Genomic DNA, 25,626 nt, shown 5'->3' with positions numbered 1-25,626 from the left:
CCGGCTCGATGAGCACCCGGAGAAGATGCGTCAGCGGCGCGAAACCGTCGAACATCCATTCGGCACGATCAAGGCCCGGATGGGAGCCACCCACTTCTTGATGAAGACCCTGCCGAAGGTCGCCACCGAGATGGCACTCTCCGTGCTCGCCTACAATCTGACGCGGATGATGAACATCGTCGGCGTCAAACCGCTCATCGCAACGATCGTGGCATAGCTGGCTCTCTACGCCACCCTCTGGCCGACTGGACGGCCCAGATGCCTTACAGTGGCTCTCACACGCCAATGGCGGCTGTTCGCGCCGAAAATCCCCAAATCCTCTGATAACCACGACCGCCTGAGACCTTGCGGCAGCGTTTCCACACGACCAAGACCCATAGCGGACCTCAGCCGCGCGCGGCTACTTCTTGGTGCTATGCATCGTTGCTATGGTGAGGGCTGCGGCAGAGGCGCGGTTTTCGACACCAAGCTTTTCGAAGATCTGCTCCAGGTGTTTATTCACCGTGCGCGGGCTGATGTGGAGCACGTTGCTGATGTCCTTGTTGGATTTTCCGCGCGCCACCCACAGCAGAACCTCCGCCTCGCGGCCGGTCAGGGAGAATTGGCGGCGCAGGATGCTCGTTTCTTCCTCCTTCTCATTGCTGGATAGACGCAGGAGATGTTCGCCGTTTCGGATCTGACCGAGATAGACGAGTTGCAACGGCGCATTGTTGAAGTGCCATTGATCGGGCAGGGGATCTGGCCTGCGCTCGCCGGATTGTGTGATCCAAAGAACGATATCGGCCGGCAGCCGGAAGTTCGGTGTATCGACCAACGGCAGAACGGTGCGCAGCAATTTTGCCGCCTGCGGCGTGCTCCACAGCAGTCGCCCGTCGGACCTGACGGCGAGCAGGAAGCGTCCTGTCGCATCGAGCGCTGCGCGCGCATCCTGGGCACGTCGGGCGTTGGACAAGTGAACCCGCATGCGCGCGACCAACTCGTCCAGCACGATCGGCTTCGTGAGGTAATCGACCCCGCCGGCTTCCAGCCCTTTCACGATATGCTCCGTATCGCTGAGCCCCGTCATGAAGATGATCGGTATGTGGGCAAACTGGTCGCTCCTCTTCAGGCGCCGGCAGGTCTCGAACCCGCCGATCCCTGGCATGACGGCGTCGAGCAGGACGAGGTCCGGCGTGATCTGTTCCATCAGCGAAAGCGCACTCTCGCCATCGACCGCGATCAGGACGGTGGCCCCGGCCGCCTCGATCGCCTCCGTGAGGAAGCTCAGCGTCTCCGGTGAATCGTCCACCACGAGGACGATGTCGCGCCGGGCTTGTGTCGTGGTTGCGTCGGATGATGCGGCATTATTGCTCACGGAGCCCATCCAGGACTGCCATGTAGCGCTTGAGCTCGAAATCCCGCACCAAGGCGCGCATGTCGGCGACGAACGCACCATGATCGGGATCGGACGCCTCCATTTCTGCCAATTTGGCCTCGATCCCGCGCACGTAGCCAATTTTGCCCAACCGATGCAGGTCTTCCAAGTCCCGCGAGTGGATACGGATCGGTGGTGCTGTTTCGCTGCTATTTGGCGCCGGCTCAGGCTCGTCGTAGATCCAGGCGAGTCCGAGGATGCGTTGGATGCTCGAGAGCAGGACCTGCACATCGATGGGCTTGGAAACGAAGGCCGTGACTCCGAACTCGGTCATCTTGCGCTGTTCGTCCAGGTTCGCCGAGACGATGATGATGCCGGTGCGTGCGCCGTTCATCGCCCGCAGTGCCTGCACAACTTCCCAGCCGCTCTTTCCGGGCATGGACAGATCGAGCAGCGCAAGATCGGGCGCCACCGCGGCTGCGAGCTCCAGGCAGGCACCGCCGTTCAACGCGGTATGCAGCTCGAAACCGATCGGCACCAGGAGATCGCGCAGCAACTCCAGGTGCGCGCTGTCGTCGTCGGCCGCGATCACGCTGATCCGTCGGCCGTCATAGGCCTTGATGCGGCGCTGCTGAAGAATCGCGGGCGCTGCCTCCGCCGCGAACAGCATCAGGCGCACCCGAAAGACACTGCCCTGATCGGCCTTGCTTTCAACCGCGATCTCGCCGCCCATGATCTCGGTCAGCAGCTTGGTGATGGTGAGGCCCAGGCCGGTGCCGGGAATCGACAGCGCTCCGGCGCTGCTGCCGCGCTCGAACGGCTCGAAGATCCTTGACAGGTCCTCTTCCTGAATACCGATACCCGTATCGGCGACCTCGAACTCGCAAACCTGTCCCCGATAGCGCACGCGGAACGCGACGTGGCCCTCGTGGGTGTATTTGACGGCATTGGACAAAAGATTGATCAGGATCTGCCGCAGGCGCTTCTCGTCCGCATAGACGAAGGGCGGTATGTTGGCGGCCGGCTCATAGAGGAACGAGATGCCCTTGTTCCTGGCCTGGATCTCGAACATGCCGACGATCTGCTCCACCACCTCGACCAGAGCGATGCGATCGCGGTTGAGATGGAGCCGCCCCGCCTCGATCTTCGCGATATCCAGCAAGCCGTCCACAAGTGTCGAGAGGTGCTCCGAGCTGCGGCGGATGACGCGCACCGCCTCCTGGCGGCGGGGCGGTAATCCGGTATCCCGTTCCAGGATCTGGGCATAGCCGAAGATTGCGTTCAGCGGAGCCCGAATCTCGTGGCTGAGGCCGACGATATAGCGGCTCTTGGCAAGATTGGCGGATTCGGCGGCCAGCTTGGCCTTCTGCAGTTGCTCGTAGGTGCGCTCATGCGCCTCGATCTCGTGGGTCAGCATCTGGTTCTGGCGCGCGCTTTCTTCTTCGGCAACCTGCCGGCTCTCATGCGCAAGGACCAGCAGCCAGGCCGCGATGCCGGAGATGCCGAACAGGGCGAAATAGGTAGAGAGAAGCGTTGTGCGTACCGTCGCCGCGTCGACGTCCGATCCCGCCGCGCCCTGGAAGACGCCGATCAGCAGCAGCGCGATGCCGATCACCAGATTGAACGTGAGGAAAAGACCGGCAAAGCGCCCGAGGCGCGAATTGAGGCCGAGCGCCAGCTGTGACGGCAGCAATCTGCGCAATGCGACCTGCAGCTGCTCCGTGAACCTGCTGTTTGTCTTGCACAGGTCATGGCAGCGCGCATCGAGCGTGCAGCACAGGGAGCAGATCGGGCCGGCATAGGCCGGGCAGAAGGACATGTCCTCGCGTTCGAACACATGCTCGCAGATGCAGCAGCGAACTTCGATCTGGCCTTGCCAATCCATGTGCGGTTCGCGCGCAATGTAATAGCGCCCACGGGTCCAGAATGCGATTACCGGTGCAACCGCAATCGCCACGAACAGGCCGATGAAGGGCGACAAGGCCTGCGCGGCCGGCCCGAACATCCCGAAATAGGCGGCCGTGGAGCAGACGATGGAGACCAGCATGGCTCCGACACCGACCGGATTGATGTCATAGAGATGGGCGCGCCGGAACTCGATGCCGCGCGGGCTGAGGCCCAGCGGCTTGTTGATCACGAGATCGGCGACCAGCGCGCCGATCCAGGCCACCGCCAGGTTCGAATAGAGAGTGAGAATGCGCTCGATCGCCGCGAAGATGCCGAGCTCCATGAGCAGCAACGCCAGCAGCGTGTTGAACACCACCCATACCACGCGCCCCGGGTGGCTGTGGGTGAGCCGCGAGAAGAAGTTCGACCAGGCGATGGACCCGGCATAGATGTTGGTTGCGTTGATCTTGATCTGGCAGGTGATGACCAGGATGCCGGTCAGCACGATCGCCATCTGCGGCGACAGCGACATGGACTCGAAGGCGACGCGGAAAATCTGCGTCGGTTCCGCGGCGCGCTCATGAGGCACGCCATGCGAAAGCGCGAGCACGGCGAGGAAGGATCCGGCGAGGAGCTTGATCGCGCCGATGAAGATCCAGCCTGGGCCGGTCGTCAGCATGGCGGTCCACCACGCGATACGCTGCTTCAACCCGCCCCCCTGGCGGGCGGGATCGGGCAGGAAGCGCAAGTAATCCACCTGCTCACCGATCTGAGGGACGAACGACAGCAACGTCGAGCCGGCGGCACCGAACAGCAGCAGATTGAACGTGCCAGCGCCGTCGCCCTGCTTTCCGGTGAAGCTCGCCCAGTCCGACAGACTGGCGCTGTCATTGAACGCGATGTAGGCGAGCGGCGCAATCTGCAGGATCAGCCAGATCGGCTGGGTCCAAAGCTGCATCCGGCTGATGAAGCGGATGCCGTAGGTGACCATCGGGATGATGACCAGGGCGCAGACCACATAGGCCGCCCATAGCGGCATGCCGAACCACATCTCCAGCGCCAGGGCCATGATGACGGCCTCGACGGAGAACAGCAGGAATGTGAAGGAGGCGTAGATCAGCGAGGTGATCGTGGACCCGATATAGCCGAACCCCGCCCCGCGCGTCAGCAGGTCGACATCAACCCCGTGCTTCGTCGCGTAGTAGCCGATCGGGAGTCCGGTCAGGAAGATAAGAGCGCCGACCGCGAGTATCGAGGCGGCGGCGTTGGTGAAGCCATATTCCAGCGTCAGCGCACCGCCAATCGCCTCGCAGGCGAGGAACGAGATCGCGCCCAGGGCGGTGTTGGAGACGCGGAAGTATGACCAGCGCCGGGCACTCCGGGCGGTAAAGCGCAGCGCATAATCCTCCAGGGTCTCGTTGCCGACCCACTGGTTGTACTGCCGCCGAACGCGCGCAATCCGTTGCCGCCCCGTCATCCCGCCATGCCGTTCATCCCCCCTGGCCCGCCAGCCATCCAGGCATCGCTCACCCGAGTATGCGCCACCTTGTTGCTGCGCTGCAATATACGTCAAACGCCCCATGGCGCTGACTGATCCTCTCTGGCTAGATCAGCTAATAGTCGGAAAACGCTGTATTTTATGCCTGTGCCGCACCGGTGCTCAGAACGCCGAGCGGCTTCGGCTGGAGTATCAGGGATGCAATGCAACAACGCATTGTGAAAACAGGAAGGGAGACAAGAATGAATAAATTCAAGAGCCGGACGGCCCTGAGCGGCGCGTTGGCGCTCGCCATCATGGGCTTCGGCGCGACCGGCGCGCTGGCCGAGGAGACGATCAAGGTCGGCATCCTGCATTCGCTCTCCGGCACCATGGCGATCAGCGAGACGACCCTGAAGGACGTCATGCTGATGCTGATCGACGAGCAGAACAAGAAGGGCGGCCTGCTCGGCAAGAAGCTAGAGGCGGTTGTCGTCGACCCGGCATCCGACTGGCCGTTGTTCGCGGAGAAGGCCAAGCAGCTGCTGGAGGTCGACAAGGTCGCGGCGGTATTCGGCTGCTGGACCTCGGTCAGTCGCAAGTCGGTCCTGCCCGTGTTCGAGCAGAACAACGGCATCCTCTTCTATCCGGTGCAATACGAAGGGGAGGAGAGCTCGCGCAATGTCTTCTACACCGGTGCAGCTCCGAACCAGCAGGCCATCCCTGCCGTCGATTATCTGATGAACGAGGAGGGCGTGGAGCGCTGGGTGCTCGAAGGCACCGATTACGTCTATCCGCGCACCACCAACAAGATCCTCGAAGCCTATCTCAAGGCGAAGGGTGTCGCGGCCGAGGACATCATGATCAACTATACGCCCTTCGGCTTCTCCGACTGGCAGACCGAAGTCGCGGCGATCAAGAAGTTCGGCTCGGCCGGCAAGAAGACGGCGGTCGTCTCCACGATCAACGGCGATGCCAACGTGCCGTTCTACAAGGAGCTCGGCAACCAGGGCATCAAGGCGACCGATATTCCGGTCGTGGCCTTCTCCGTCGGCGAGGAAGAGCTGGCAGGGCTCGATACCGCGCCGCTGGTCGGCCACCTCGCCGCGTGGAACTACTTCATGAGCGCCGATACGCCGGAGAACGCGGAGTTCATCGCGAAATGGCACGCCTTCATCAAGAACGAGAAGCGCGTCACCAACGACCCGATGGAAGCGCACTATATCGGCTTCAACATGTGGGTGAAGGCGGTCGAGGCGGCCGGCACCACCGAGACCGATGCGGTGATCGATTCCATGGTCGGCGTCGCCGTCCCGAACCTGAGCGGCGGCTATTCCGCGATGCTGCCCAACCATCACATCACCAAGCCGGTGCTGATCGGAGAGATCCAGGGCGACGGCCAGTTCAATACCGTCTGGGAGACCTCCGGCCTGGTGCCCGGCGATGAATGGTCGGACTACCTGGAAGGGTCGAAGGACTTGATCTCCGATTGGCGGGCGCCGCTTTCGTGCGGAAACTTCAACGCCGCCACGGGCAAGTGCATGGGAACTGTCACGCAATAGCGTTGGGGAGAGGGGCTCGGCCGGCGATCCACCGGATCGCTGGCCGGCTGCTTGTCTCCTGAATTTTCTGGTGATCGGGTATGCGCCGCTGGGTTTCCGGCCTGCTTCTGCTCTGCGCCATTCTTCCCGCACTGGCTGGCGGGCGCCTTGCGCGTGCCGACGAGATCGATGACGCGATTGCGGGCTTCGCCGGGAACTTCGCCGAGGTCGAGCAGGCGATCGGCGCGCTCGCCGCGACCGACGATGCGGTCGCGCCCAAGATCCTGGAGGCGCTGGCGGATGGCCGCTTGCGGATCGGCCCGGACCACAGCCTCTACATAGAGGACGCGAAGGGCGCGCTTGTCGAAGCAAGGACCGGCGCCGCCGCGGACCCGCCCGGGAAGCTGAAGCCGGTCAAGGTGAACAATCGTGTGCGGCGCGCCGTCGAAGCCGCCATGGGCCAGCTCACCTTGCTCTCGCCCGATCCCGGCCAGCGCATGAACGCGGCCGACACCTTGTTCCGCTCGCCCGATCCGGGGCGCCTGCCGGCCTTGGAGCAGGCGTTGGCGGAAGAAACGGATGCCCGCGTGAAGGCGCTGCTGGAGCAGGCGCGCGCCGCAATCCTCCTCATGGTCCCGGAAACGCCGGATGCGGACAAGATCGCCGCCGTCGAGACCCTCGCCGCGCGCGGCGACCAGGCCGCACGGGTGCTGCTGGGCACCGCAGCCGAGAAGAGCTCGGGAGAGATCGCCGCGGCGGCCAATGCGGCCCTGAAATCCATCGACCGGGAGCTGGCCTTCTGGTCCGGCGTGCAAAGCGTCTATTACGGGCTCAGCCTCGGCTCGGTCCTGCTGCTGGCCGCGATCGGGCTCGCCATCACGTTCGGTGTCATGGGCGTCATCAACATGGCCCATGGCGAGATGGTGATGCTGGGCGCCTACACGACATTCGTCGTGCAGGATCTCATCCGCAACGCCGCGCCGGGCCTGTTCGACTATTCTCTGCTGATCGCGCTGCCGCTCGCGTTCCTGGTGGCTGGCGCGGCCGGTGTCGCCATCGAACGGGGGATCATCCGCTTCCTCTATGGCAGGCCGCTGGAGACTCTGCTCGCGACCTTCGGCCTCTCCCTTGTGCTGCAGCAGGCCGTCCGCTCCGTCTTCGGGCCGAGCAACCGGGAGGTGGGCAACCCCTCCTGGATGAGCGGCGCGGTCGATGTCGGCGGGCTGGTCCTCACCTACAACCGGCTGTGGATCATCGTCTTCTCGATGATGGTGTTCGCCCTGCTCATCCTGCTGCTGCGCAAGACCGCGCTGGGCCTGCAGATGCGGGCGGTCACACAGAACCGGCGGATGGCGGCCTCCATGGGCATCAGGACCGATGCCGTCGACTCGCTGACCTTCGGGCTTGGCTCCGGTGTCGCGGGCGTCGCGGGCGTTGCGCTCAGCCAGATCGAGAATGTCAGCCCCAATCTCGGCCAGTCCTACATCATCGACAGCTTCATGGTGGTGGTGTTCGGCGGCGTCGGCAATCTCTGGGGCACGCTGGTCGGCGCGGTGTCGCTCGGCATCGCCAACAAGCTGCTGGAGCCGGTTGCGGGCGCCGTGCTCGGCAAGATCGCCGTGCTGATCCTGCTGGTTCTCTTCATCCAGCGCCGGCCGCGCGGCCTGTTCCCGATCAAGGGGCGGGCGGTGGAGACATGATCTCGGCGCGCCTCGGCCTCTATGGCAGTCTGCTGGTCGCGGCCGTCCCGCTCGCCCTGACGATCGCGGTCGGCCTGCTCAGCCTGCTCCCCGCTGATTCGGCGCTTCATGTTCCGGGCTATGTCGTGACGCTGCTTGGCAAGTACCTGGCCTACGCGTTGCTGGCGCTCAGCGTCGACCTGGTCTGGGGCTATGTCGGGATCCTGAGCCTGGGCCACGGCGCCTTCTTCGCGCTCGGCGGCTATGCGATGGGCATGTATCTGATGCGCCAGATCGGGACGCGCGGCGTGTATGGCGACCCGGTGCTGCCCGATTTCATGGTGTTCCTGAACTGGCAGGAGCTGCCCTGGTACTGGTACGGCTTCGATCACTTCGCCTTCGCGGCCCTGATGATCGTGCTGGTCCCGGGCGCGCTGGCGTTCGTGTTCGGCTATCTCGCCTTCCGCAGCCGCGTCAGCGGCGTCTATCTCTCCATCATCACCCAGGCGCTGACCTTCGCCCTCATGCTGGCCTTCTTCCGCAACGACATGGGCTTCGGCGGCAACAACGGCTTGACCGATTTCAAGGATCTGCTCGGCGCCAACCTGCAGGCCGGGTCCACCAAGGCTGGCCTGCTGATCGCGACCGGCGCGTTCCTCAGCTTCTTCTTCCTGGTGTGCCGCCATCTTACGCAATCGCGCTTCGGCAAGGTGCTGATCGCGATCCGCGACGCGGAGAGCCGCACGCGCTTCCTGGGCTACCGCGTGGAGCGCTACAAGCTGCTGGTCTTCACCTTCTCGGCCATGATGGCCGGCATCGGGGGCGCGCTCTATGTGCCGCAGATCGGCATCATCAATCCCAGCGAGTTCGAGCCGGCGAATTCCATCGAGGCCGTGATCTGGGTTGCCGTCGGCGGGCGCGGCACGTTGGTCGGCTCCATGGTCGGCGCGGTGATCGTGAACTTCGCCAAGACGGTTCTCACCGGCACGTTCCCGGAGATCTGGCTGTTCGTGCTTGGCGGTCTTTTCATCTTCGTCACCTTGTTCATGCCACGGGGCATTGTCGGCCTGTTCACGGGCCTCCGTACCTGGCGAAGCCAGCCCGCGAAAGTCCGCAAGCAGCTCACCGGGCGCGCGCTGGAGGCCGGCGAATGAACGCGGCGCCAGTGGCAACGATCGGCGGCACGCCGGAAAGCATGCAGCCGCTGCTCTATCTGGATGGCATCAGCGTCAGCTTCGACGGATTCAAGGCGCTCAACGGGCTTTCGCTGGTACTTGATCCGGGGGAGATGCGGGCGGTCATCGGTCCGAACGGTGCCGGCAAGACTACCATGATGGATGTCATCACCGGAAAGACCCGCCCGGATTCCGGAAAGGCGATGTTTCGCGAAGCCGATCTGACTCAGCTGGACGAAGCGGAAATCGCCGCGCTCGGTATCGGCCGCAAATTCCAGAAACCCACCGTGTTCGAGATGCACAGCGTGTTCGACAATCTACTGCTGGCGTTGAAGGCGGATCGGCGGCCAAGCCGCGTGCTGTTCGCCAGCACCCGTGCAATAGAGCGCGAGCGTGCCGATGGCATTCTGGAGATGGTTCGACTGACCGGCATGCGCGGTCGCATGGCCGGTGAGCTGTCCCACGGCCAGAAGCAATGGCTGGAGATCGGCATTCTGTTGGCGCAGGAGCCAGAATTGCTGCTTGTCGACGAGCCGGCGGCCGGCATGACCGATGCCGAGACCGAGCAGACCACGGAGCTGCTGCGCCGGATCAACGAGACGCGCTCCGTCATCGTGGTGGAGCACGACATGACCTTCGTGCGTGCCCTGGCGGTCAAGGTCACGGTGCTGCACGAAGGCTCCGTGCTGGCCGAAGGATCGCTTGAGCATGTCAGCAACGACCCGCGTGTCATTGAGGTCTATCTGGGACGATAGCCATGTTGATGCTGGAGAGGATCGGTCTCAGATACGGCGCGGCGGCGGTCCTGAAGGGCGTCAGCTTGGAAGCCGAGATCGGCAAGATCACCTGCCTCTTGGGCCGCAACGGCGTCGGCAAGACCAGCCTCCTGCGGGCGATCGTCGGCCATCACCCGATCGCCGACGGCAAGATCATCTGGCAAGCCAAGGACATTGGTGGGCTCAAGCCGTTCGAGCGTGCGCGCCTCGGAATTGCTTACGTGCCGCAGGGCCGGGAGATATTCCCGCTCCTGACGGTGCAGGAGAATCTGGAAACCGGGTTCGCCGTCCTGCCACGCGGGCAGCGCAGGGTCCCCGCGGAGATCTTCGATCTCTTCCCGGTGCTCGCGACCATGCTGCGCCGGCGCGGCGGCGATCTGTCCGGCGGGCAGCAGCAGCAGCTCGCCCTGGCGCGAGCCCTCGTGATGCGGCCGAAGCTGCTCCTGCTGGACGAGCCGACCGAGGGTATCCAGCCCTCCATCATCAAGAATATCGGCAGGGTCATCTCTCTTATTAGCCGCAGCGGGGACATGACGATCCTGCTGGTCGAGCAATATTTCGATTTCGCCCGCGAACTGGCCGACCGCATTGCCGTCATGGATCGCGGCGAGATTGTCCTCCAAGGAGCAGCATCATCGCTCGATTCCGCCGAGATCCGGCGCAGGATAACTGTGTAACATGGAGCGAGTACGCGATCGCGTTGGATACACGTCTGCAATTGGCACTTCTTGGCCAATCCGCGGGCAGCAGAAGAGGTCGGATGCTGGAGGTAAAGCGGACCTGTCGCAGACCTGCTGCCTCGTCCGGCTTGGCCTATCGAAGACGGAAATGGCCTTGTGGCTACAGAAGAGCGTGACACAAGTGGCATCTACCTAGGACGCTCCGCCGCGGATCACAACTGCACCCGGTTCGGTCAAATGCGAGCGCACCTCAACGGGTATCGAAGCATCGCTCGGCAACATTGCCGTCGCCTCCTTCATGTGCTGTTTTTTGATTTGCCCTGGTCCACGATAATCGAGGACAATGCGCGTCGCGAATGGTTCGCGGTACGGCGTCGCTGCAACGCCGCTCACGAGGCCGTAGAGGAATCTCAAAGCGTTCCGGTAGTTCGGCATCAGAATCGAGAACGTCATCTCGTTCTTCTGCAATCCCTCGAAATCGATCAGAAAGATCCGCTCCTCCAGGAAAAGCGCGACACCGTAGTACTTGAACAGGTACGCCGTGCGACGTGAGCCATCGAGGCTGGGGAATCGCTCGACGTAGTGATACTGGGCGATGCCATCACGTTCGTGCAAGCAAAGGATCGAACGCAGGATCCGACCTTTGTAGATAGACGAGTTGTGGTAGCGGTTATACACGCCATAAAACGGCCTGAGCGCATCGACCGACCTATGCACATAGGGCAGAAAGTCGTTGTATTTCACCGAACGGCGGAGCTGCGCCGTGACGTCGAACTGAACGCCTTCGAACAGCTTCTCGAATGCCGGGGTATCGAGGAACAGCTCGCGTTCATCGATCGAGAAAAACCTACCAATCTGGCTAAGGATCCGATGTGAGGGATAGTGCTGGCCGGAAAGGTACTTGTTGAACTGCTGGCGGTTGATGTCGATCCGACGGCAGATGTCGGCGACCGAGTTGAATGATCGGCAGAGCACACGCAGGTTCTGCGCAAAATTCCGAAGCTCTTCCTCCCGAGTCATTTCCGCCCCTGAATCTCTCTTTGCTCGTACGCCCCTGTCTTAGGGTGTGACGCAGAGTGACGCAAGTGGCGCGTCAGCGTGCGTCACCTTTCCGCCTGTTGCGAAATTGTGAAGCACGCCGTTCGGCAGGATAGTCCCCACATCAGACCGCGAATGCGGCGTAGCGGGAGGAGTTCATGAAGCGGGCGCTGGTACTTTGTGGCGGCTGGCCAGGCCACTATCCGGAGCAGATCTCGGACTTCGCCGAGGAGAAGCTGCTGAATGATTTCTCAGTCGAGCGGATTACTGACCTAAGTTTTCTGAGCTCCGGCCGCTTGCAGGAATTCGACCTGATCGTTCCGATCTGGACCCAGGGCAAGCTCGACCGCGCGCAGGAAGGCGCGCTGGTTACGGCTGTGGAAAGCGGCGTCGGCATCGCCGCCTGGCACGGGATCGCCGATGCCTTCAACGACAACCACATGTTCCACTTCGTGCTCGGCGGGCAGTTCATCTGTCATCCCGGCGACTTCGTCGACTACGAGGTCGAGATCACGGCGTCGGACGATCCCATTACGCAGGGCTTAAAGGGCTTCAAGCTCTCCTCCGAGCAGTATTACATGCATACCGATCCGGCGAACGAAGTGCTCGCCACGACACGGTTCAGCGGCGGGTTCTTTCCCTGGATCGACGGCGCGATCGTCCCTGTCGCCTGGAAGCGGCAGTGGGGCAAGGGGCGCGTTTTCTACCACTCGATCGGCCATTCCACGGCCGAACTCTCCATTCCGGAAGTGCTGGAAATGACCCGGCGCGGCATTCAATGGGCGGTGCGATCATGAGCGAACGTAAGGCGAAGGACCGGATCGAATCCGGAAGCAAAAACGGTGCGCGGCTGACCGGCGGTCAGATCGTCGCGAAGGCGCTGAAGACCTACGGCGTGCCCTACATTTCGGCCATTCCCGGGCACGGATGCTGGACATTGCTCGACGCGTTTCTCGAGCCGGGCAGCGAGATCCCGGTCATCCAGGTGATGCATGAGCAGAGCGCCGTGCATCTGGCCGATGGATTCTATCGCGCCTCTGGCCGCCCGATGGCGGCGGTCACCTCGATCGGGCCAGGCGCCACCAACACTATTATCGGCCTCGGCACCTGCTATGCGGACTCCACCGCGACCATGCTGCTGACAGGTGGCCCTGCGACGCATATGCGTGGCCATGGCGTGATGCAGGAACTCGAGCGTTTCCATTCGAGCGACTTTCCGCGCGTGGTCGAAGGCGTCACCAAGCGCCACTGGGAAGTGAGCCGGGTCGACGAACTGCCCTTCATCATGCACCGCGCCTTCAGCACCATGCTGTCGGGCCGGCCAGGTCCCGTGCACGTCGAGGTGCCGATGGACGTTCAGGCGGAGGCCGCGGACGCGACCATTCACCCGTTGCAGGAGCGCATGGCATTTGGGCGCGTGCGCGCCGATCAGCAGGCAATCGAGAAGGCGGCGGCGCTGCTGCTGAAAGCGAAGCGTCCGGTGATCGTGGCCGGCGGCGGCACCATCACCGCCAACGCCTCGCCGGAGTTGACAAAGCTGGCGGAGAGACTGGGAATCCCGGTGGTGACGACCTGGAACGGCAAGGGCGCCATCTCGGAGGATCACGATTTGTTTGCTGGCTCCGTTGGCCAGACCGGCACGACCTGCGGCAACGCGATCGCGTCCGGTGCCGACTTGGTCCTTTCGGTCGGCTGCCGATTCACGGACTGGTCGGCTTCGAGCTGGCGCAAAGGGACAAGCTTCTCGATCCCGCCGGCCAAGCTGATCCACATCGACATCGACTTCCAGGAGATCGGCAAGAACTATCCGACCGAGGTCGGCATCGTCGCCGACGCCAAGAGTGCGCTGGCTGATCTGCTGGAAGCCATTTCGCCTCAGCAGTCGAAGACGGCCGCGGCTGCTCGGGTGGGCTATTTCCAGGAGCTGCAGAAGCTGAAGGCGGCGTGGGAAAAGCAACTAGCCAGCCGGCGCGACAGCAACGAGGCGCCATTCACCTCGCAGCGTCCGCTGGGTGAATTGCGCAAGGTTCTCGAGCGCAATGGCATCGTGGTGGTTGGTTCCGGCAACACCCAGGGCGCCGTGAAGCAGAGCTTCCCGGTCTACGAACCGCGCACCCACCTCACATCGGGCAGTTTCTCCTCGATGGGCTGGGCGGTCCCCGCGGCCATCGGTGCCAAGCTTGCCTGCCCGGACCGGCAGGTGGTGTGCGTGCTCGGCGACGGCGACTTCATGCAGTCTTTCCAGGAGATCGCAGTCTGCGTCATGCACAACATCCCGGTCGTGTTCCTGGTACAGAATAATTCGGGCTACATGTCGATCCGCGGCGGCCAGCGCAAGATCATGGGGCGGCACGTCGCCAGCGAGTTCAATCTGCCGAACGGCAAGCCCTATTCGCCGCACTTCGCGGAAGTCGGCAAGAACTTCGGACTCGAAGCCTGGCGGGTGGAGCAGCCGAACGATCTCAACCGCGTCCTGCGCAAGGCACTGGATACCGGTGGCCCAGCCCTGGTCGAAGTGATGACGGCGCGCGATGCGGCGGGTCCGTTCGTGCCCGGTTGGTGGGATTTCCCGGTGCCGGCCTATGTGGCGGAAGGCCAGGACGAATATGCCGAGGGCCGCGCCCTAGAACAGCACATGTAGTCGCTCCGGCGAAGCGGCGAGCGTTAGGCGCGGCAGGTTCGCTGCCGCGAATGGAAGGGTGCGCCCTCAGGCGCAGTTACAGGTGACGAATGGCGCGTAGCATCAAATCAAAAGCGTCGACCTCATCGCAGCAGGTGCAGCGAGCAGAGCTCACTCGAGCCGTGGAGGAGATCCTGCTGGCGGTGGAGCGCGACGGCGACAAAGCCGTTCGCGCCTACTCGCGCAGGTTCGACAGCTACGATCCCCAGGACTTCCGCCTCTCCAAGTCAGAGATCGAAGCCTGCGTCAGCCAGCTCACCCGGGAACAGCGTGCCGACATCGAATTTGCCCAGACGCAGGTCGCCCGCTTCGCGACCGAGCAGAAGAAGTGCCTCACCGACCTCGAGGTCGAGACCCTTCCGGGCGTGGTGCTCGGCCACCGCAACATCCCGATTGCCAACGTGGGCTGCTACGTGCCAGGCGGCAAATATCCGCTGCTCGCCTCGGCCCATATGACCGTACTGACCGCGCGCGTTGCGGGCTGCAGCCGTGTCATCACGTGCTCGCCGCCGTTCCAGGGGCGGCCCGCACCGGCCATTATCGCCTCCCAATATCTGGCCGGTGCGGACGAGATTTACTGCCTGGGCGGCGCGCAGGCGATCGCTGCCATGGCGCTCGGTACAGAAAGCATTCAGGCGGTCGACATGATCGCTGGTCCGGGCAACGCCTATGTTGCAGAGGCCAAGCGCTTGGTGTTCGGCCGAGTAGGAATCGACATCCTTGCCGGCCCGACCGAGACACTGATCATCGCCGACGACAGCGTCGACGGCGAGTTGTGCGCCACCGATATCCTCGGCCAGGCCGAGCATGGGCCTGACTCGCCAGCGGTGCTGCTGACCACGTCGGAGAAGCTGGCGCGGGACACGCTCGCGCAGGTGCAACGGCTGTTGGATCAATTGCCAACGGCGAGCATTGCCCGTCGCGCTTGGGAGACTTACGGCGAGATCATCGTCTGCGACGACCGGGACGAGGTCGTCCGAGAAGCAAACCGCTACGCCTCGGAACACGTCCAGGTCATGACTGGCGATGACGACTATTATCATCGGCACCTGCAGAACTATGGCGCGTTGTTCCTAGGCGCTCGCACCAATGTCGCCTATGGCGACAAGGTGATCGGCACCAACCACACGCTGCCGACGCAAGGCGCTGCACGTTACACCGGCGGCTTGTGGGTCGGGAAATTCCTGAAGACCTGCACCTACCAGAAGGTGCTGACCGACGAGGCCTCGGCCATGATCGGCGCATACTGCTCGCGCCTCAGCATGCTCGAAGGATTCGCCGGGCATGCCGAACAGGGCAACATCCGCGTGCGGCGCTATGGCAGGCGCAACGTTCCGTACGCGCAGGCGGCGTCGGCGGAATGAAAGTCGCATCGGGAGACCGCATCATGAGAAACGATCGCGGACCGGCGCACTAACGAACATCCGGCGGCTCGAACCGCCCGGACATGACAACACAGATGAGGACATCCAGCGAGGTGGCCGGCAGCGGCGCGCCATGGGAGAGGCTATGCCTGAAGGACGCATCTACAGCCCTGGACACGCGGTGGCGGTGGCTGGATTTGGTGGCGGCAGCCGCCAGGTCCTAACCGCCTTGGCCGTGCTCATTCCCTCGATGCTCGCCGTTGGCTTGTTTGTCTACGTGTTCGTCGCTTGGACGGGCGTCATCTCCCTGACGACATCGCGCTTCGCGCCCGACTACACGTTCGTGGGCCTCAGCCAGTATTTCAAGCTCTGGGCCAACGACCGCTGGATTACCTCAGTCGCGAATCTCGGCATCTTCTCGCTGCTCTTCATCGGCCTGACCGTTGGCGCCGGTCTCGTTCTCGCGATCTTCCTGGATCAGCGCATCCGCGCGGAGAATGCCATCCGCACCATTTATCTCTATCCGATGGCGATCTCCTTCATCGTGACCGGCATCGCCTGGAAATGGCTGCTGACGCCCGATCTCGGCATCGAGAAGCTGGTCCGCAGCTGGGGCTTCGCCGACTTCAAGTTCGACTGGATCGTCGATCCGCGCATGGCGATCTACACCATCGTCATCGCTGCATTTTGGCAATCCGCCGGCTTCGTGATGGCGATCTTCCTCGCGGCGCTGCGCGGCGTCGACAGCGAGATCATCAAGGCTGCACGCATCGACGGTGCCAGCCTGCCGGAGATCTACCGCTCGATCGTCATTCCCATGGTACGCCCGGCTTTTCTCAGCGTGATCGTGATCCTGCTCTACCAGGCGCTGCGCTCCTTCGACCTGGTCGTTGCGTTGACCAATGGTGGGCCGGGCTTCGCGAGCGATCTGCCGACCACCTTCATGTTCAAATACACCTTTGGCCGCAGTCAGCTGGCCCAGGGTGCCGCAAGCGCCATCATGATCACCATGACGGTCGCGGCGGTCATGATCCCGTATCTGTACTCGGAGCTGCGCCATGAACGCCGTCGATAGCGCGCACCTCGGGGCGCGGCCAAGAACGGCACTGCCGACCACCCAGCAGCGCTCGGACGGCTTTGCGATCGCAGGCCGGATCGCCATCTATGCGACGCTGATCGCCTTCGCGCTGTTTTTCCTTGCGCCGCTGGTGGTGATGCTCGTGACGTCGCTGAAGCCGGCGGACGAGATCAGGAGCGGGACGTTCCTGGCGCTTCCCGTCGCGCCAACCCTCGAAGCCTGGTCCAAGGCATGGACCAGCGCCTGCGTCGGGGTCAACTGCATCGGCGTCGCGCCGTTCTACCTCAACACCTTCCTGATCACCGTGCCGGCGACCGTGCTCTCCACGCTCATCGGCGCCATCAACGGTTACGCCCTGACCCAGGTCGAGTTCAGGGGATCGCGCTTTATCTATGGGCTGCTGATGCTCGGGTGCTTCACGCCGTACCAGGGCGTCATGATTCCCGTCGCGCGCACCCTGGGTTTCCTCGACCTCGCGGGTAGCCTTTCCGGCCTGGTGTTGATCCACACGATCTATGGCGTCTGCTTCACCACCATGTTCTTCCGGAACTACTTCCTCGATGTTCCCAAGGAGCTGACGCGCGCGGCGCGGGTCGACGGCGCCGGGTTCTTCCAGATCTTCTTCGCGATCATGCTGCCGATGTCTCTGCCCATCATGGTGGTGACCGTGATCTGGCAGTTCACCAGCATCTGGAACGATTTCCTGTTCGGCGTCGCGTTCACCACCGGCGAGAACGCGCCGATCATGGTGGCACTAAACAACATCGTGAACTCCTCCACCGGCGAGCGTGAGTACAACGTCGACATGGCTGCCGCGCTGCTGGCCGCGCTCCCGACGATCGTCATCTATGTCCTCGCTGGAAAGTACTTCATCCGCGGCCTGATGGCCGGCTCGGTCAAGGGGTAGGGTCATGGCAACGCTTGCAATCCGCAATGTGACCAAGAACTACGGCGACCTGGAGGTGCTGCGCGGCATCAACATCGACGCCGACGACGGTGAGTTCCTGGTGTTGCTCGGGCCTTCGGGCTGCGGCAAGTCGACCTTGCTCAATGCGATCGCCGGACTCGAGGCCATCAGCGGCGGCGACATCCTGATCGACGGCTCGATCGTGACGGGCCTGGAACCGCGCGAGCGGGACATCGCCATGGTGTTCCAGTCTTACGCTCTCTACCCGACCATGAGCGTGCGCAAGAACATCGAGTTCGGCATGCGGGTGCGCGGCGTGCCCCCCGGCGAGCGGCGGGCGGCCGTCGAGAAGGTGGCGCAAACGTTGCAGCTCTCGTCATTGCTCGATCGCAAGCCGTCACAGCTTTCGGGCGGACAGCGCCAGCGCGTTGCGATGGGGCGCGCCTTGGTCCGAGAGCCCAAGGTGTTCCTGTTCGACGAGCCGTTGTCCAACCTCGATGCCAAGCTTCGGATCGAGATGCGGGCTGAGATCAAACGCCTGCACCAGAACCTGGAAACCACCATCGTCTATGTCACCCACGACCAGATCGAGGCGATGACGCTCGCGACCAAGGTCGTCGTCATGCGCGGCGGCGTGGTGCAGCAGGTGGGTCGCCCGCAGGACATCTATGACCGGCCTGCCAATCTCTACGTCGCAGGCTTCATCGGCTCCCCGCCGATGAACTTCATTCCGGCCGACTTGACGGTCGAAGGAGAGCGGATCCAGGCCCGCATTGCCCGGAACGGCGCCGCTCCGGTAGCGATCGATGTCGGTCCAATCACGGCGGATCGCGCGGTCCTTGCCGGACGCGAGGTGATCCTGGGCGTTCGGCCAGAGGCTCTGACCGAGGCCGGTGAGGCTGTGAGGCCGGGCAAAGTCGCGATTGATGCCACCATTGAGATTCTCGAGCCCACGGGAGCTGACACGTTCGCTGTCATATCGCTCGGTGGCGCGGCAGTGACCGCCCGCTGCCATCCGCGCGCGTTCCACAGCCGCGGCCCCGCGCGCTTCGAGCTCGATACCGCATCAGTGCTCATCTTCGATCCGGGGTCGGAGCGGCGGATAGATTGACGCGGGGAAGCAACCGGACCATCCGCGCCGTCGGCGGGCGCATGGGTCCCGGAACCAATCAGCCGATATCAGGAGGAAGCTATGCGTTCGAGACGTTATCGGAAGTGCAGTGCAATCATTGCGGCGGCGGTGGCCGTACCGGCACTGGCCATTGCAGCAACCACCAAAGAGCTGGAAGTGATGCATCTCTGGACCTCAGGCGGTGAAGCCGCCGCGCTCCAGGTGCTGAAGGACGCAGTGGAGAAGGAGGGCATCACCTGGGTTGATTCCGCGATCGCCGGCGATGGCGGGCGGACGCAGCAGCAGGCCCTGCAGGCGCGATTTGCCGCGGGCAATCCGCCGGCTTCGGCGCTGGCGCCTGGCCAGCTGGTGCTCGAGTACTATGCGCAAGACTCGCTGGGTGACCTCACCGCAGTCGGCACGGCGGAGAACTGGGACGAGCTGATTGCGCCGGCGCTTCAGCCGTTCGCCAAGGCCGACGGCAAATGGGTGGCGGTGCCGTTCAACATGCATCGCGAGAACAACGCCTACTACAACAAGGCTATTCTCGACGAGAATGGCGGCAAGGTGCCGGAGACCTGGGACGAATTCCTCGCTTATCTCGATAAGGTGAAGCAAGGCGGCAAGGTCATTCCGCTGGCTCTTGGGGGCGACGATTGGCAGGAGACGGAGATTTTCTCCAACATCCTGATCGGGCAGGCCGGCGTCGATTTCTACAAGAAGGCGATCATGGGCCTCGATAAGGAGGCTCTTGGCAGCGATCATATGATCAAGGCTCTGGAGACCTTCCGCAAGGTGCTGTCCTATGCCGATGCCAACAGGCCGGGCCGCGACTGGGCGTTGGCGACGGGCATGGTGATGCGCGGCGAAGCGGCCGTGCAATTCCAGGGTGACTGGGCGGTTGGCGACTTCACTAAGGCCGACAAGAAGCCAGGCGTTGACTATGTCTGCGCCAGCGCGCCTGGCAATCGCTCGTCCTTCGTCTTCGTCACCGATTTCATGGCGATGTTCGAGCAGCCGACCGAGGAGACACGAGCCAATCAGGAGGTGCTGGCCCGCCTGATCATGGATCGGGACGTCCAGGAGCAGTTCAACATCAAGAAGGGATCGATCCCGGCCCGCCTCGATGTGAAGCCGGATCATTTCAACGACTGCGCCAAGCAGGCATTTGCCGACCGCGACGCCGCGATCAAGGAAGGGAGCCTGCTGCCCTCGCTGGTCGAGAGCGTCGCCGTGCCCAATGATGCGAAAGCCGCGATCATTGACGTGATCCATGCGTTGGCAAACGACGCATCGATGTCGCCGCAGGATGCAGCTGCGCAGTTCGTGGAAAATCTCGAGGCGCTGTAAATACGACGATCGGAAGCGCGGTGACCCCGCGCTTCCGGATGCCTCTCGGCCCGCAGCAAGAGCCGGGCTGATCGCTTACTATGCAGGTCCGGGATCAGATTATCGACAGCGAGCGCGAAGTGAACGACTTTCCGGACTTTGTCATCATCGGCTCAGGAATCGGCGGCTCAACCATGGCGCACGGTCTCGCCCCGTCTGGAGCAAGGATCACCATTCTCGAGCGCGGGGAGCGTTTGCGAGACACGCCAGAAACCCGCGATCTCGATGCGATCTTCAAGCGCGGTATGTTTCGGCCCAAGGAACACTGGTTAAATGCGCGAAGTGAGCCGTTCAATCCCGGCAATTTCTACAATGTCGGCGGCAATTCGAAATTTTATGGCGCGGTCATGTATCGGTATCGCGCCGAGGATTTTCAGGCGCGTCAGCACCTGGAAGGGACGACCGAAGCCTGGCCCTTCACGTATGACGAACTCGAGCCCTGGTATTGCCAGGCGGAGGAGTTGTATGCGGTGCGGGGGTCGACTGACGCCGACCGAACGGAGCCGTACCATTCCCGGCCATATCCCTTTCTGCCCATCCCGCACGAACCCGCAATATCCGATGCGGAATGCCGTCTGCGCCGGCTTGGCCTCAATCCGTCACCGCTGCCGCTCGCGGTCGACCTGGAGCGGTGGCTGCAGCGCGGTCGCACACCGTGGGACGGAGTGCCGGACACCTTTTCCGGTAAGATCGATGCCGAGACCGGCCCTTTGGCGGGGGCGCTCTCACATCCGAATGTCCGTTTGGAGACAGGCGCGCATGTCTTACGTCTCGAGATTGATCCGTCCGGTCGGCAGGTGAATGCGGTCGTCTATCGGCAGAATGGCGAGTTGAAGCGCCTCGCGGCCAAGGTCTTCATCCTGGCCTCGGGCGCTGTCAATTCCGCGATCATCCTTCAGCGTTCCGACAACCGGAAAAACGACCGCGGCCTGGCCAACAGCTCCGGCGTGGTGGGCCGCTACTTCATGAACCACAACACGACGGCGATGATCACCATCGACCCACGTGTCCGGTTCCGTACCGTCTACCAGAAGACACTCGGTCTGAACGACTTCTATCTCCACGACACGGAAAGCGGGTGTCCACTCGGCAACGTGCAGCTGCTTGGTAAGGTTTCTGGCCCAATCCTCAAGGCCAATGTGCCGTTGGCTCCCGAGTTCCTGTTGGAGCAGGTCTCACGCCACGCGGTCGACTGGTATCTCATGAGCGAGGATCTGCCGGCCCTTGAAAGTCGCGTCTTCCCCAAGGGCGACCAGATCGTTCTGGATTGGCAGCCGACTAATCTCAAGGCGCATGGACTGCTGGTCGAGAAGATGCGCCGGATCTTCCGCGCAGCCGGCTATCCGATCATCCTGACCAAGCCTTTCGGTAATCGGTCGCCTTCGCACCAGTGCGGCACTGCGCGCATGGGATCGGACCCGGCGACCGCGGCGCTGGATTCCTACTGTCGGAGCTACGATCACCGGAACCTCTATGTGGTCGACGCAAGCTTCCTGCCGACTTCTGCGGCCGTGAACCCTGCTTTGACCATCGCGGCCCAGGCGCTGCGCGTCGCCGCGCATGTTGTCGATCGCGGGAGGTTGCATTGAGCACCATCATCGAAGACGCGCATGCGGTGCTCCTGCCCGCCATCGCCGACCTGGAGCTGCCTGATGCGTTGAAGCAGTTCCTTGATCGCGGCGGCCGCTCGATCCTGCTGGGCGAGACGCGCGGCGAGTACGTCGCGAGGCGCATGGCGCCGGAACGCATCCAGGCTGAATCGCGCGATCACTTCATTGAACTGGCCGAACAGGTTCGGCGCCGCGCAGGTCCGTCTCTGATTGCCGTGGACCAGGAGCCCGCCGGTATCCAACGGCTGCACAGCCTCGTGCCGTCCTTGGCGGACTTGGCCGAACTCCAGCAGATGTCGGATTCGGCCATTGAAACGAGCTGCCGTGAGATTGCATCGGCTGCGCGCAGCATGGGCGTTACCATGTTCCTGGCGCCAATCCTCGATGTGGTCACTGGTCGCAACCCTTGGCTTGCTGGGAGAACGCTTGGCGCCGACCACAGGGAGGTCGCACGCATCGCTGCCGCCAGCGTCAGGGGTTTCCAGACCGGCGGAGTGATCGCGGTGGCGAAGCACTTCCCGGGTCATCCCGACATCGACTGCGACCCGGCGGTCGCCGAGGCGACGGTGCCCCTGTCGATGGCGCAGCTTGAGCCAGGCTTGGCAGTCTTCCGATCTGTCATCGCCGCTCGTGTACATGCTGTGATGCTCGGCCCGGCGCTCGTGCCAGCGGTCGATCCAAAGGAGCCGTCGTCGACCTCGAGGACCACGGCTCGGATGCTCCGCAAGGGCCTTGGTTTCCGCGGATTGGTGGTAAGCGACGACCTTGACGCCAAGGCGACGCTGCGCGGCCGGCCACTCGCCGAGACAGCGGTAGCGTCGTTAAAGGCCGGCGCCGACCTGCTTCTCGTCGCGGCAGGCGATCATCTCGAAGCGTTGTGTGGCGCAATCGCGCAGGCGGTTGCGGATGGCCGGCTTGATCGCGAACGGCTTTCAGCGGCTGCCGATCGGGTCAGGGCCGCGGCGCGCGACCTTCCACCCATGAAGAAAGGAATCGAGACATGAGACACATCAATGTTGCCGTGCTGGGCGCCTGTGGTTGGATGGGACGGGTGCATAGCAATGCCTATGCTGCCATGGCGCGGCAATTCCCCGAAATCCAGGCCAAGGTGCATGTCCGATGGCTGATCGACGACAATTTCGCCGGCGCCACCCGGGCCGCCGATGGCTTCCCGGGGTCGAAGGCCAGCCGCGACTGGGCCGACGCTGCCTCCGATCCGGAGGTCGACCTGATCGACATCTGCCTGCCGGACAAGCTGCACTACGAGGTCGCCAAGGCGGCGTTGCAGGCGGGCAAGCATGTGTATTGCGAAAAGCCGCTGACGGACACCACGGAACAGGCCACTGAGCTGGTGGCGCTGGCGCAGGCGAAAGGCCTGATCACGCGGGTGGGTCACGGTTTTCCCATCAACCCTGTGCATCAGCTCGCGCGCGAGATCATTCAGTCGGGAAAGATCGGCGACGTTACGCTGTTCCGGGGCGCACAGCATGTCGACAGCCATGGCAGCCCGGACGCGCCGTTCATTTGGCGCCTGGATGGCGATCTGGCGCGCACCGGCATCGTGGGTGACACGGGGTCGCATGTGTTTAGCTTTATCGACTATCTGGTAGGCGAGGTGGAGGAGATCACCGCCCATTGCCCGGTCGTGTTCAAGGAGCGCCCCGAGGTCGAGGGTGCCGCCTACGGATCCTTTTCAGGCGGCAGGAACACGGGAAGGCGGAAGGCCGTCACCAATCCGGATCTCGGGATGGTCCTGTGCCGCTTCAAGTCGGGCGGCGTCGGCACGATCGATTTCAGCCGAATCGCCACCGGCAGGCGCTTCATGCAGCGCTACGAGATCTATGGAACGAAGGGCGCAATCACGTACGATTATGACGAGATCACCAGGCTGAACGTTTTCTATCTGAATGACGCGAACGGGGAGCAGGGGTTTCGGGCGATCGATGTCGGTCCGGAAATAAAGGACTACCGCAGTTTCCTTCCGCTGGCAAACTTCGGACTCGGCTACAACGAGGTGAAGGCGCTCGAGGCAAGTCAAGTGATCCAGTCGATCATCGACAACCTGCCGGCCTGGCCGACCTTTGCCGACGCCAAGCGGATCGTCGCACTGGTGGACGCCTGCATGGCCTCCCACGCATCGCGGCAGTGGGAGAAGGTGAGGAGTTGATGCTCGATAACCGCTGCGTCTGGTTCTGTGAAAGCTAACCGGACCTATTGCGGATGCGGGCTTCCTCCCGCCTTTGACCCCAAGCCGCCATCGATGACTCGAAAGGTGGCCGCTCCATCTCTGCGCCTCCCACGGCAAAGCGAGCGGTCCGCAAGATCCTGGCTGGGACCGATGCGGCTGCGCGCCAGCGGCGCGGGCTACGGCTTCGAGTGGCGCGTGGGTGGCACCCTCGGCTACTTCGCACGGTTCAGGAAGCCGTAGCCGGCTCGCTCTGCCCGGGGAAGGGCGCCGGGCAGCGACCGGAAAGCGCTGGAAATAGTCCTGTTGCTCAGCGGCTTCCTCCCAGAACCGGCCTGCGTTGCTGGCGCGGGTCACTACCTTGCCGGGCCAATAGCCGGATGCGTCGCGGATGGTCTCCTCGGCGACCACACGCTGCTCCTCGCGTGTATGCAAGATCTCCGAGCGGTAGCCGCTCTCGGCGACGTCCTCGCCGAGATCGGCCCGGTGGACCATGAAGAAGTACTCGAGCAGCTCTCGGTAGGACAGGCGATCCGGATCGAAGGTGACCTCGACCGCCCCGGCATGACTGACGTTGTTCTTCTCGGTCGGGTTCTCGTTCTCCCGCCGATCCAACCCACGCGGGTGCAGATGATCCCGTCGCGGTGGCGAAGCAGGTGCTGCATGGTCCAGAAGCAGCCTCCCGCGAGGATCGCGCGCTCGGTGTTTTCGCTCTTCTGGTGCTCCTTCCTCGGAGTTCCGCCGACGCTACCCCCTGGGGCCCGCCGATCGACCGGCGTTCAGCGGATTCCTTCGCTGCATTGATGTCAGGATCTTCCTCGGTTCGCGTCCGCGGCAGATCATCATGGATGACGTTCCATGGAATGTGACTTTCGATGCCCGTGTGAGCTGCGTTTGGCGGCCATTCTTCGGGGTGATCGAGAGTGCCAATCATGACAGCGTGTCCCTGCGGGCTACGCATTCCAAGCGGACTGCCACAGTTGGAGCAGAAGCCACGCTCATACCATGCAGACGTTTGGTAATACATTGGCATCCCCTTGGTGAACCGAAACGCCTCCTTTTGCGCCCCCTTGAACCCCACGAAAATGCCGGAGGGATGACCGTAGCCCTTCTGACACATTCGGCAATGGCAATGGGCGACCCACGTAGGCGGCTCAGTCGCCTCAAACCGCACGGCTCCGCACAGGCAGCCGCCGGTGATTGGCAAGGTCTTGCCGGTCATGATTTCCTCCCTGAGTGGATGGCGCGCTGTAGGCCACTGATTCTCTCCCGCTTGCCTCGGCCGAGCTGATCTGCCGGCGTACCATACGCGGGTCTATCAGAAGGCGAGCAATGCGCCGGACAAACGCGGCAATGGTACGGAAAAACCAGCCGATGCTGACCACCAGATAGCCAGCTCGCATCAACTGCTCGTCGCGCTCGTCCGTGGAACTTTTTGGCAAGCCCTTCTGCATCCGTACTGGTACGCAGATCGTCGCATACTCATCGAGGAGATCAAAGCGCTGCATCGGCATACACCGTCCATTCTGAATCGCGATAATGGCGCCGGATGGCTTGCCAGGGAGTATCGCCCGGTCTTTCTCTTGATGGTCTTGGTTGCCGTATTGCGGCGAGAATGACACTCCTTACCCACTCAGGTCCTTGGTTTGGACCTGAAAAGAACTGAACCGCCCTGAAGTTCGCCTTCGGGACCGT

The 25,626-nt window shown here is 63.0% G+C and carries 20 protein-coding genes and 2 pseudogenes; 16 read left to right on the top strand and 6 right to left on the bottom strand.

Going from position 1 to position 25,626, the window contains the following annotated elements; translation table 11 throughout:
• Window positions 1-217, top strand: a 217-nt coding sequence (locus DTX69_RS03065) for a transposase (RefSeq protein ID WP_162916576.1), incomplete at its 5' end; no start/stop codon positions are given.
• Window positions 218-400: 183 nt separating this feature from the next.
• Here the strand turns inward: DTX69_RS03065 and DTX69_RS03060 are convergent.
• Both DTX69_RS03060 and DTX69_RS03055 read right to left on the bottom strand, forming a co-directional pair.
• Entirely contained in the window at window positions 401-1,354 is a 954-nt protein-coding gene (locus tag DTX69_RS03060; protein WP_284735511.1) for a response regulator transcription factor, read from the bottom strand.
• The gene (locus tag DTX69_RS03055) at window positions 1,344-4,718 is read right to left on the bottom strand and encodes a hybrid sensor histidine kinase/response regulator (protein ID WP_119299986.1); all 3,375 of its coding nucleotides are present in this window, start codon (window positions 4,716-4,718) and stop codon (window positions 1,344-1,346) included. Before DTX69_RS03055 ends, DTX69_RS03060 begins: the two co-directional genes overlap by 11 nt.
• A gap of 263 nt (window positions 4,719-4,981) precedes the next feature.
• On the opposite strand from DTX69_RS03055, the gene urtA reads away from it, so the two are divergent.
• From urtA to urtE, 5 genes are all read left to right on the top strand, one after another.
• Window positions 4,982-6,280: an urea ABC transporter substrate-binding protein gene (gene urtA, locus DTX69_RS03050; protein WP_119299985.1), complete on the top strand. Its 1,299-nt coding sequence runs from the start codon at window positions 4,982-4,984 to the stop codon at window positions 6,278-6,280.
• Between the two features lie 80 nt (window positions 6,281-6,360).
• The gene (gene urtB / locus DTX69_RS03045) at window positions 6,361-7,959 is read left to right on the top strand and encodes an urea ABC transporter permease subunit UrtB (protein WP_119299984.1); all 1,599 of its coding nucleotides are present in this window, start codon (window positions 6,361-6,363) and stop codon (window positions 7,957-7,959) included.
• Window positions 7,956-9,092: an urea ABC transporter permease subunit UrtC gene (urtC, locus tag DTX69_RS03040; protein WP_119299983.1), complete on the top strand. Its 1,137-nt coding sequence runs from the start codon at window positions 7,956-7,958 to the stop codon at window positions 9,090-9,092. Before urtB ends, urtC begins: the two co-directional genes overlap by 4 nt.
• Complete coding sequence (gene urtD, locus DTX69_RS03035) at window positions 9,089-9,868, top strand: urea ABC transporter ATP-binding protein UrtD (protein ID WP_407643966.1); 780 nt, start codon at window positions 9,089-9,091, stop codon at window positions 9,866-9,868. Before urtC ends, urtD begins: the two co-directional genes overlap by 4 nt.
• A 2-nt stretch (window positions 9,869-9,870) precedes the next feature.
• Window positions 9,871-10,566, top strand: a complete 696-nt coding sequence (urtE, locus tag DTX69_RS03030) for an urea ABC transporter ATP-binding subunit UrtE (protein WP_119299982.1) — start codon at window positions 9,871-9,873, stop codon at window positions 10,564-10,566.
• A 195-nt stretch (window positions 10,567-10,761) separates the two neighbouring features.
• Here urtE and DTX69_RS03025 read toward each other — a convergent pair whose 3' ends face one another.
• Window positions 10,762-11,589 (bottom strand): XRE family transcriptional regulator, encoded by an 828-nt coding sequence (locus tag DTX69_RS03025; RefSeq protein ID WP_119299981.1) that lies wholly within the window; start codon window positions 11,587-11,589, stop codon window positions 10,762-10,764.
• Between the two features lie 176 nt (window positions 11,590-11,765).
• Here DTX69_RS03025 and DTX69_RS03020 point away from each other — a divergent pair, with 176 nt between their 5' ends.
• From DTX69_RS03020 to DTX69_RS02975, 10 genes are all read left to right on the top strand, one after another.
• Window positions 11,766-12,404, top strand: coding sequence for a ThuA domain-containing protein (locus DTX69_RS03020; RefSeq protein ID WP_119299980.1), 639 nt, complete (start codon window positions 11,766-11,768; stop codon window positions 12,402-12,404).
• On the top strand, window positions 12,401-14,248 hold the full coding sequence (locus tag DTX69_RS03015; RefSeq protein WP_119300046.1) for a thiamine pyrophosphate-binding protein: 1,848 nt from the start codon (window positions 12,401-12,403) through the stop codon (window positions 14,246-14,248). The genes DTX69_RS03020 and DTX69_RS03015 overlap by 4 nt, the downstream gene beginning before the upstream one ends.
• A gap of 89 nt (window positions 14,249-14,337) precedes the next feature.
• Window positions 14,338-15,651 carry a histidinol dehydrogenase gene (hisD, locus tag DTX69_RS03010; protein ID WP_119299979.1) on the top strand — a complete coding sequence of 438 codons (1,314 nt, stop codon included), beginning with the start codon at window positions 14,338-14,340 and terminating at the stop codon, window positions 15,649-15,651.
• Between the two features lie 145 nt (window positions 15,652-15,796).
• Window positions 15,797-16,726: a carbohydrate ABC transporter permease gene (locus DTX69_RS03005; RefSeq protein WP_119299978.1), complete on the top strand. Its 930-nt coding sequence runs from the start codon at window positions 15,797-15,799 to the stop codon at window positions 16,724-16,726.
• The gene (locus DTX69_RS03000) at window positions 16,710-17,636 is read left to right on the top strand and encodes a carbohydrate ABC transporter permease (RefSeq protein WP_119299977.1); all 927 of its coding nucleotides are present in this window, start codon (window positions 16,710-16,712) and stop codon (window positions 17,634-17,636) included. Before DTX69_RS03005 ends, DTX69_RS03000 begins: the two co-directional genes overlap by 17 nt.
• Window positions 17,637-17,640: 4 nt before the next feature.
• Window positions 17,641-18,747: an ABC transporter ATP-binding protein gene (locus DTX69_RS02995; RefSeq protein ID WP_119299976.1), complete on the top strand. Its 1,107-nt coding sequence runs from the start codon at window positions 17,641-17,643 to the stop codon at window positions 18,745-18,747.
• An 81-nt stretch (window positions 18,748-18,828) separates the two neighbouring features.
• Window positions 18,829-20,097 carry an ABC transporter substrate-binding protein gene (locus tag DTX69_RS02990; RefSeq protein WP_119299975.1) on the top strand — a complete coding sequence of 423 codons (1,269 nt, stop codon included), beginning with the start codon at window positions 18,829-18,831 and terminating at the stop codon, window positions 20,095-20,097.
• An 80-nt stretch (window positions 20,098-20,177) separates the two neighbouring features.
• A complete protein-coding gene (locus DTX69_RS02985) occupies window positions 20,178-21,725 on the top strand; it encodes a GMC oxidoreductase (RefSeq protein ID WP_284735510.1) in 1,548 nt (515 codons plus the stop codon).
• Window positions 21,722-22,750, top strand: coding sequence for a glycoside hydrolase family 3 N-terminal domain-containing protein (locus DTX69_RS02980; RefSeq protein ID WP_119299974.1), 1,029 nt, complete (start codon window positions 21,722-21,724; stop codon window positions 22,748-22,750). The genes DTX69_RS02985 and DTX69_RS02980 overlap by 4 nt, the downstream gene beginning before the upstream one ends.
• On the top strand, window positions 22,747-23,913 hold the full coding sequence (locus tag DTX69_RS02975; protein ID WP_119299973.1) for a Gfo/Idh/MocA family protein: 1,167 nt from the start codon (window positions 22,747-22,749) through the stop codon (window positions 23,911-23,913). The genes DTX69_RS02980 and DTX69_RS02975 overlap by 4 nt, the downstream gene beginning before the upstream one ends.
• A gap of 360 nt (window positions 23,914-24,273) precedes the next feature.
• On the opposite strand, the pseudogene DTX69_RS30930 reads toward DTX69_RS02975, so the two are convergent.
• From DTX69_RS30930 to DTX69_RS29960, 3 genes and pseudogenes are all read right to left on the bottom strand, one after another.
• Window positions 24,274-24,546 (bottom strand): annotated as a pseudogene (locus DTX69_RS30930) (peptide-methionine (S)-S-oxide reductase); the annotation flags it as partial.
• Window positions 24,547-24,880: 334 nt separating this feature from the next.
• Window positions 24,881-25,153: pseudogene (locus tag DTX69_RS30925) on the bottom strand (GFA family protein); the annotation flags it as partial.
• The gene (locus DTX69_RS29960) at window positions 25,095-25,553 is read right to left on the bottom strand and encodes a hypothetical protein (protein ID WP_162916574.1); all 459 of its coding nucleotides are present in this window, start codon (window positions 25,551-25,553) and stop codon (window positions 25,095-25,097) included. The pseudogene DTX69_RS30925 and the gene DTX69_RS29960, both read right to left, overlap by 59 nt.
• Window positions 25,554-25,626 lie beyond the last annotated feature (73 nt).

The sequence above is a fragment of the Dongia deserti genome (genome assembly GCF_003574735.1).
GTDB classification, from domain to species: Bacteria; Pseudomonadota; Alphaproteobacteria; order Dongiales; family Dongiaceae; genus Dongia_A; species Dongia_A deserti.
This window is presented reverse-complemented; position numbering and strand designations above follow the sequence as displayed.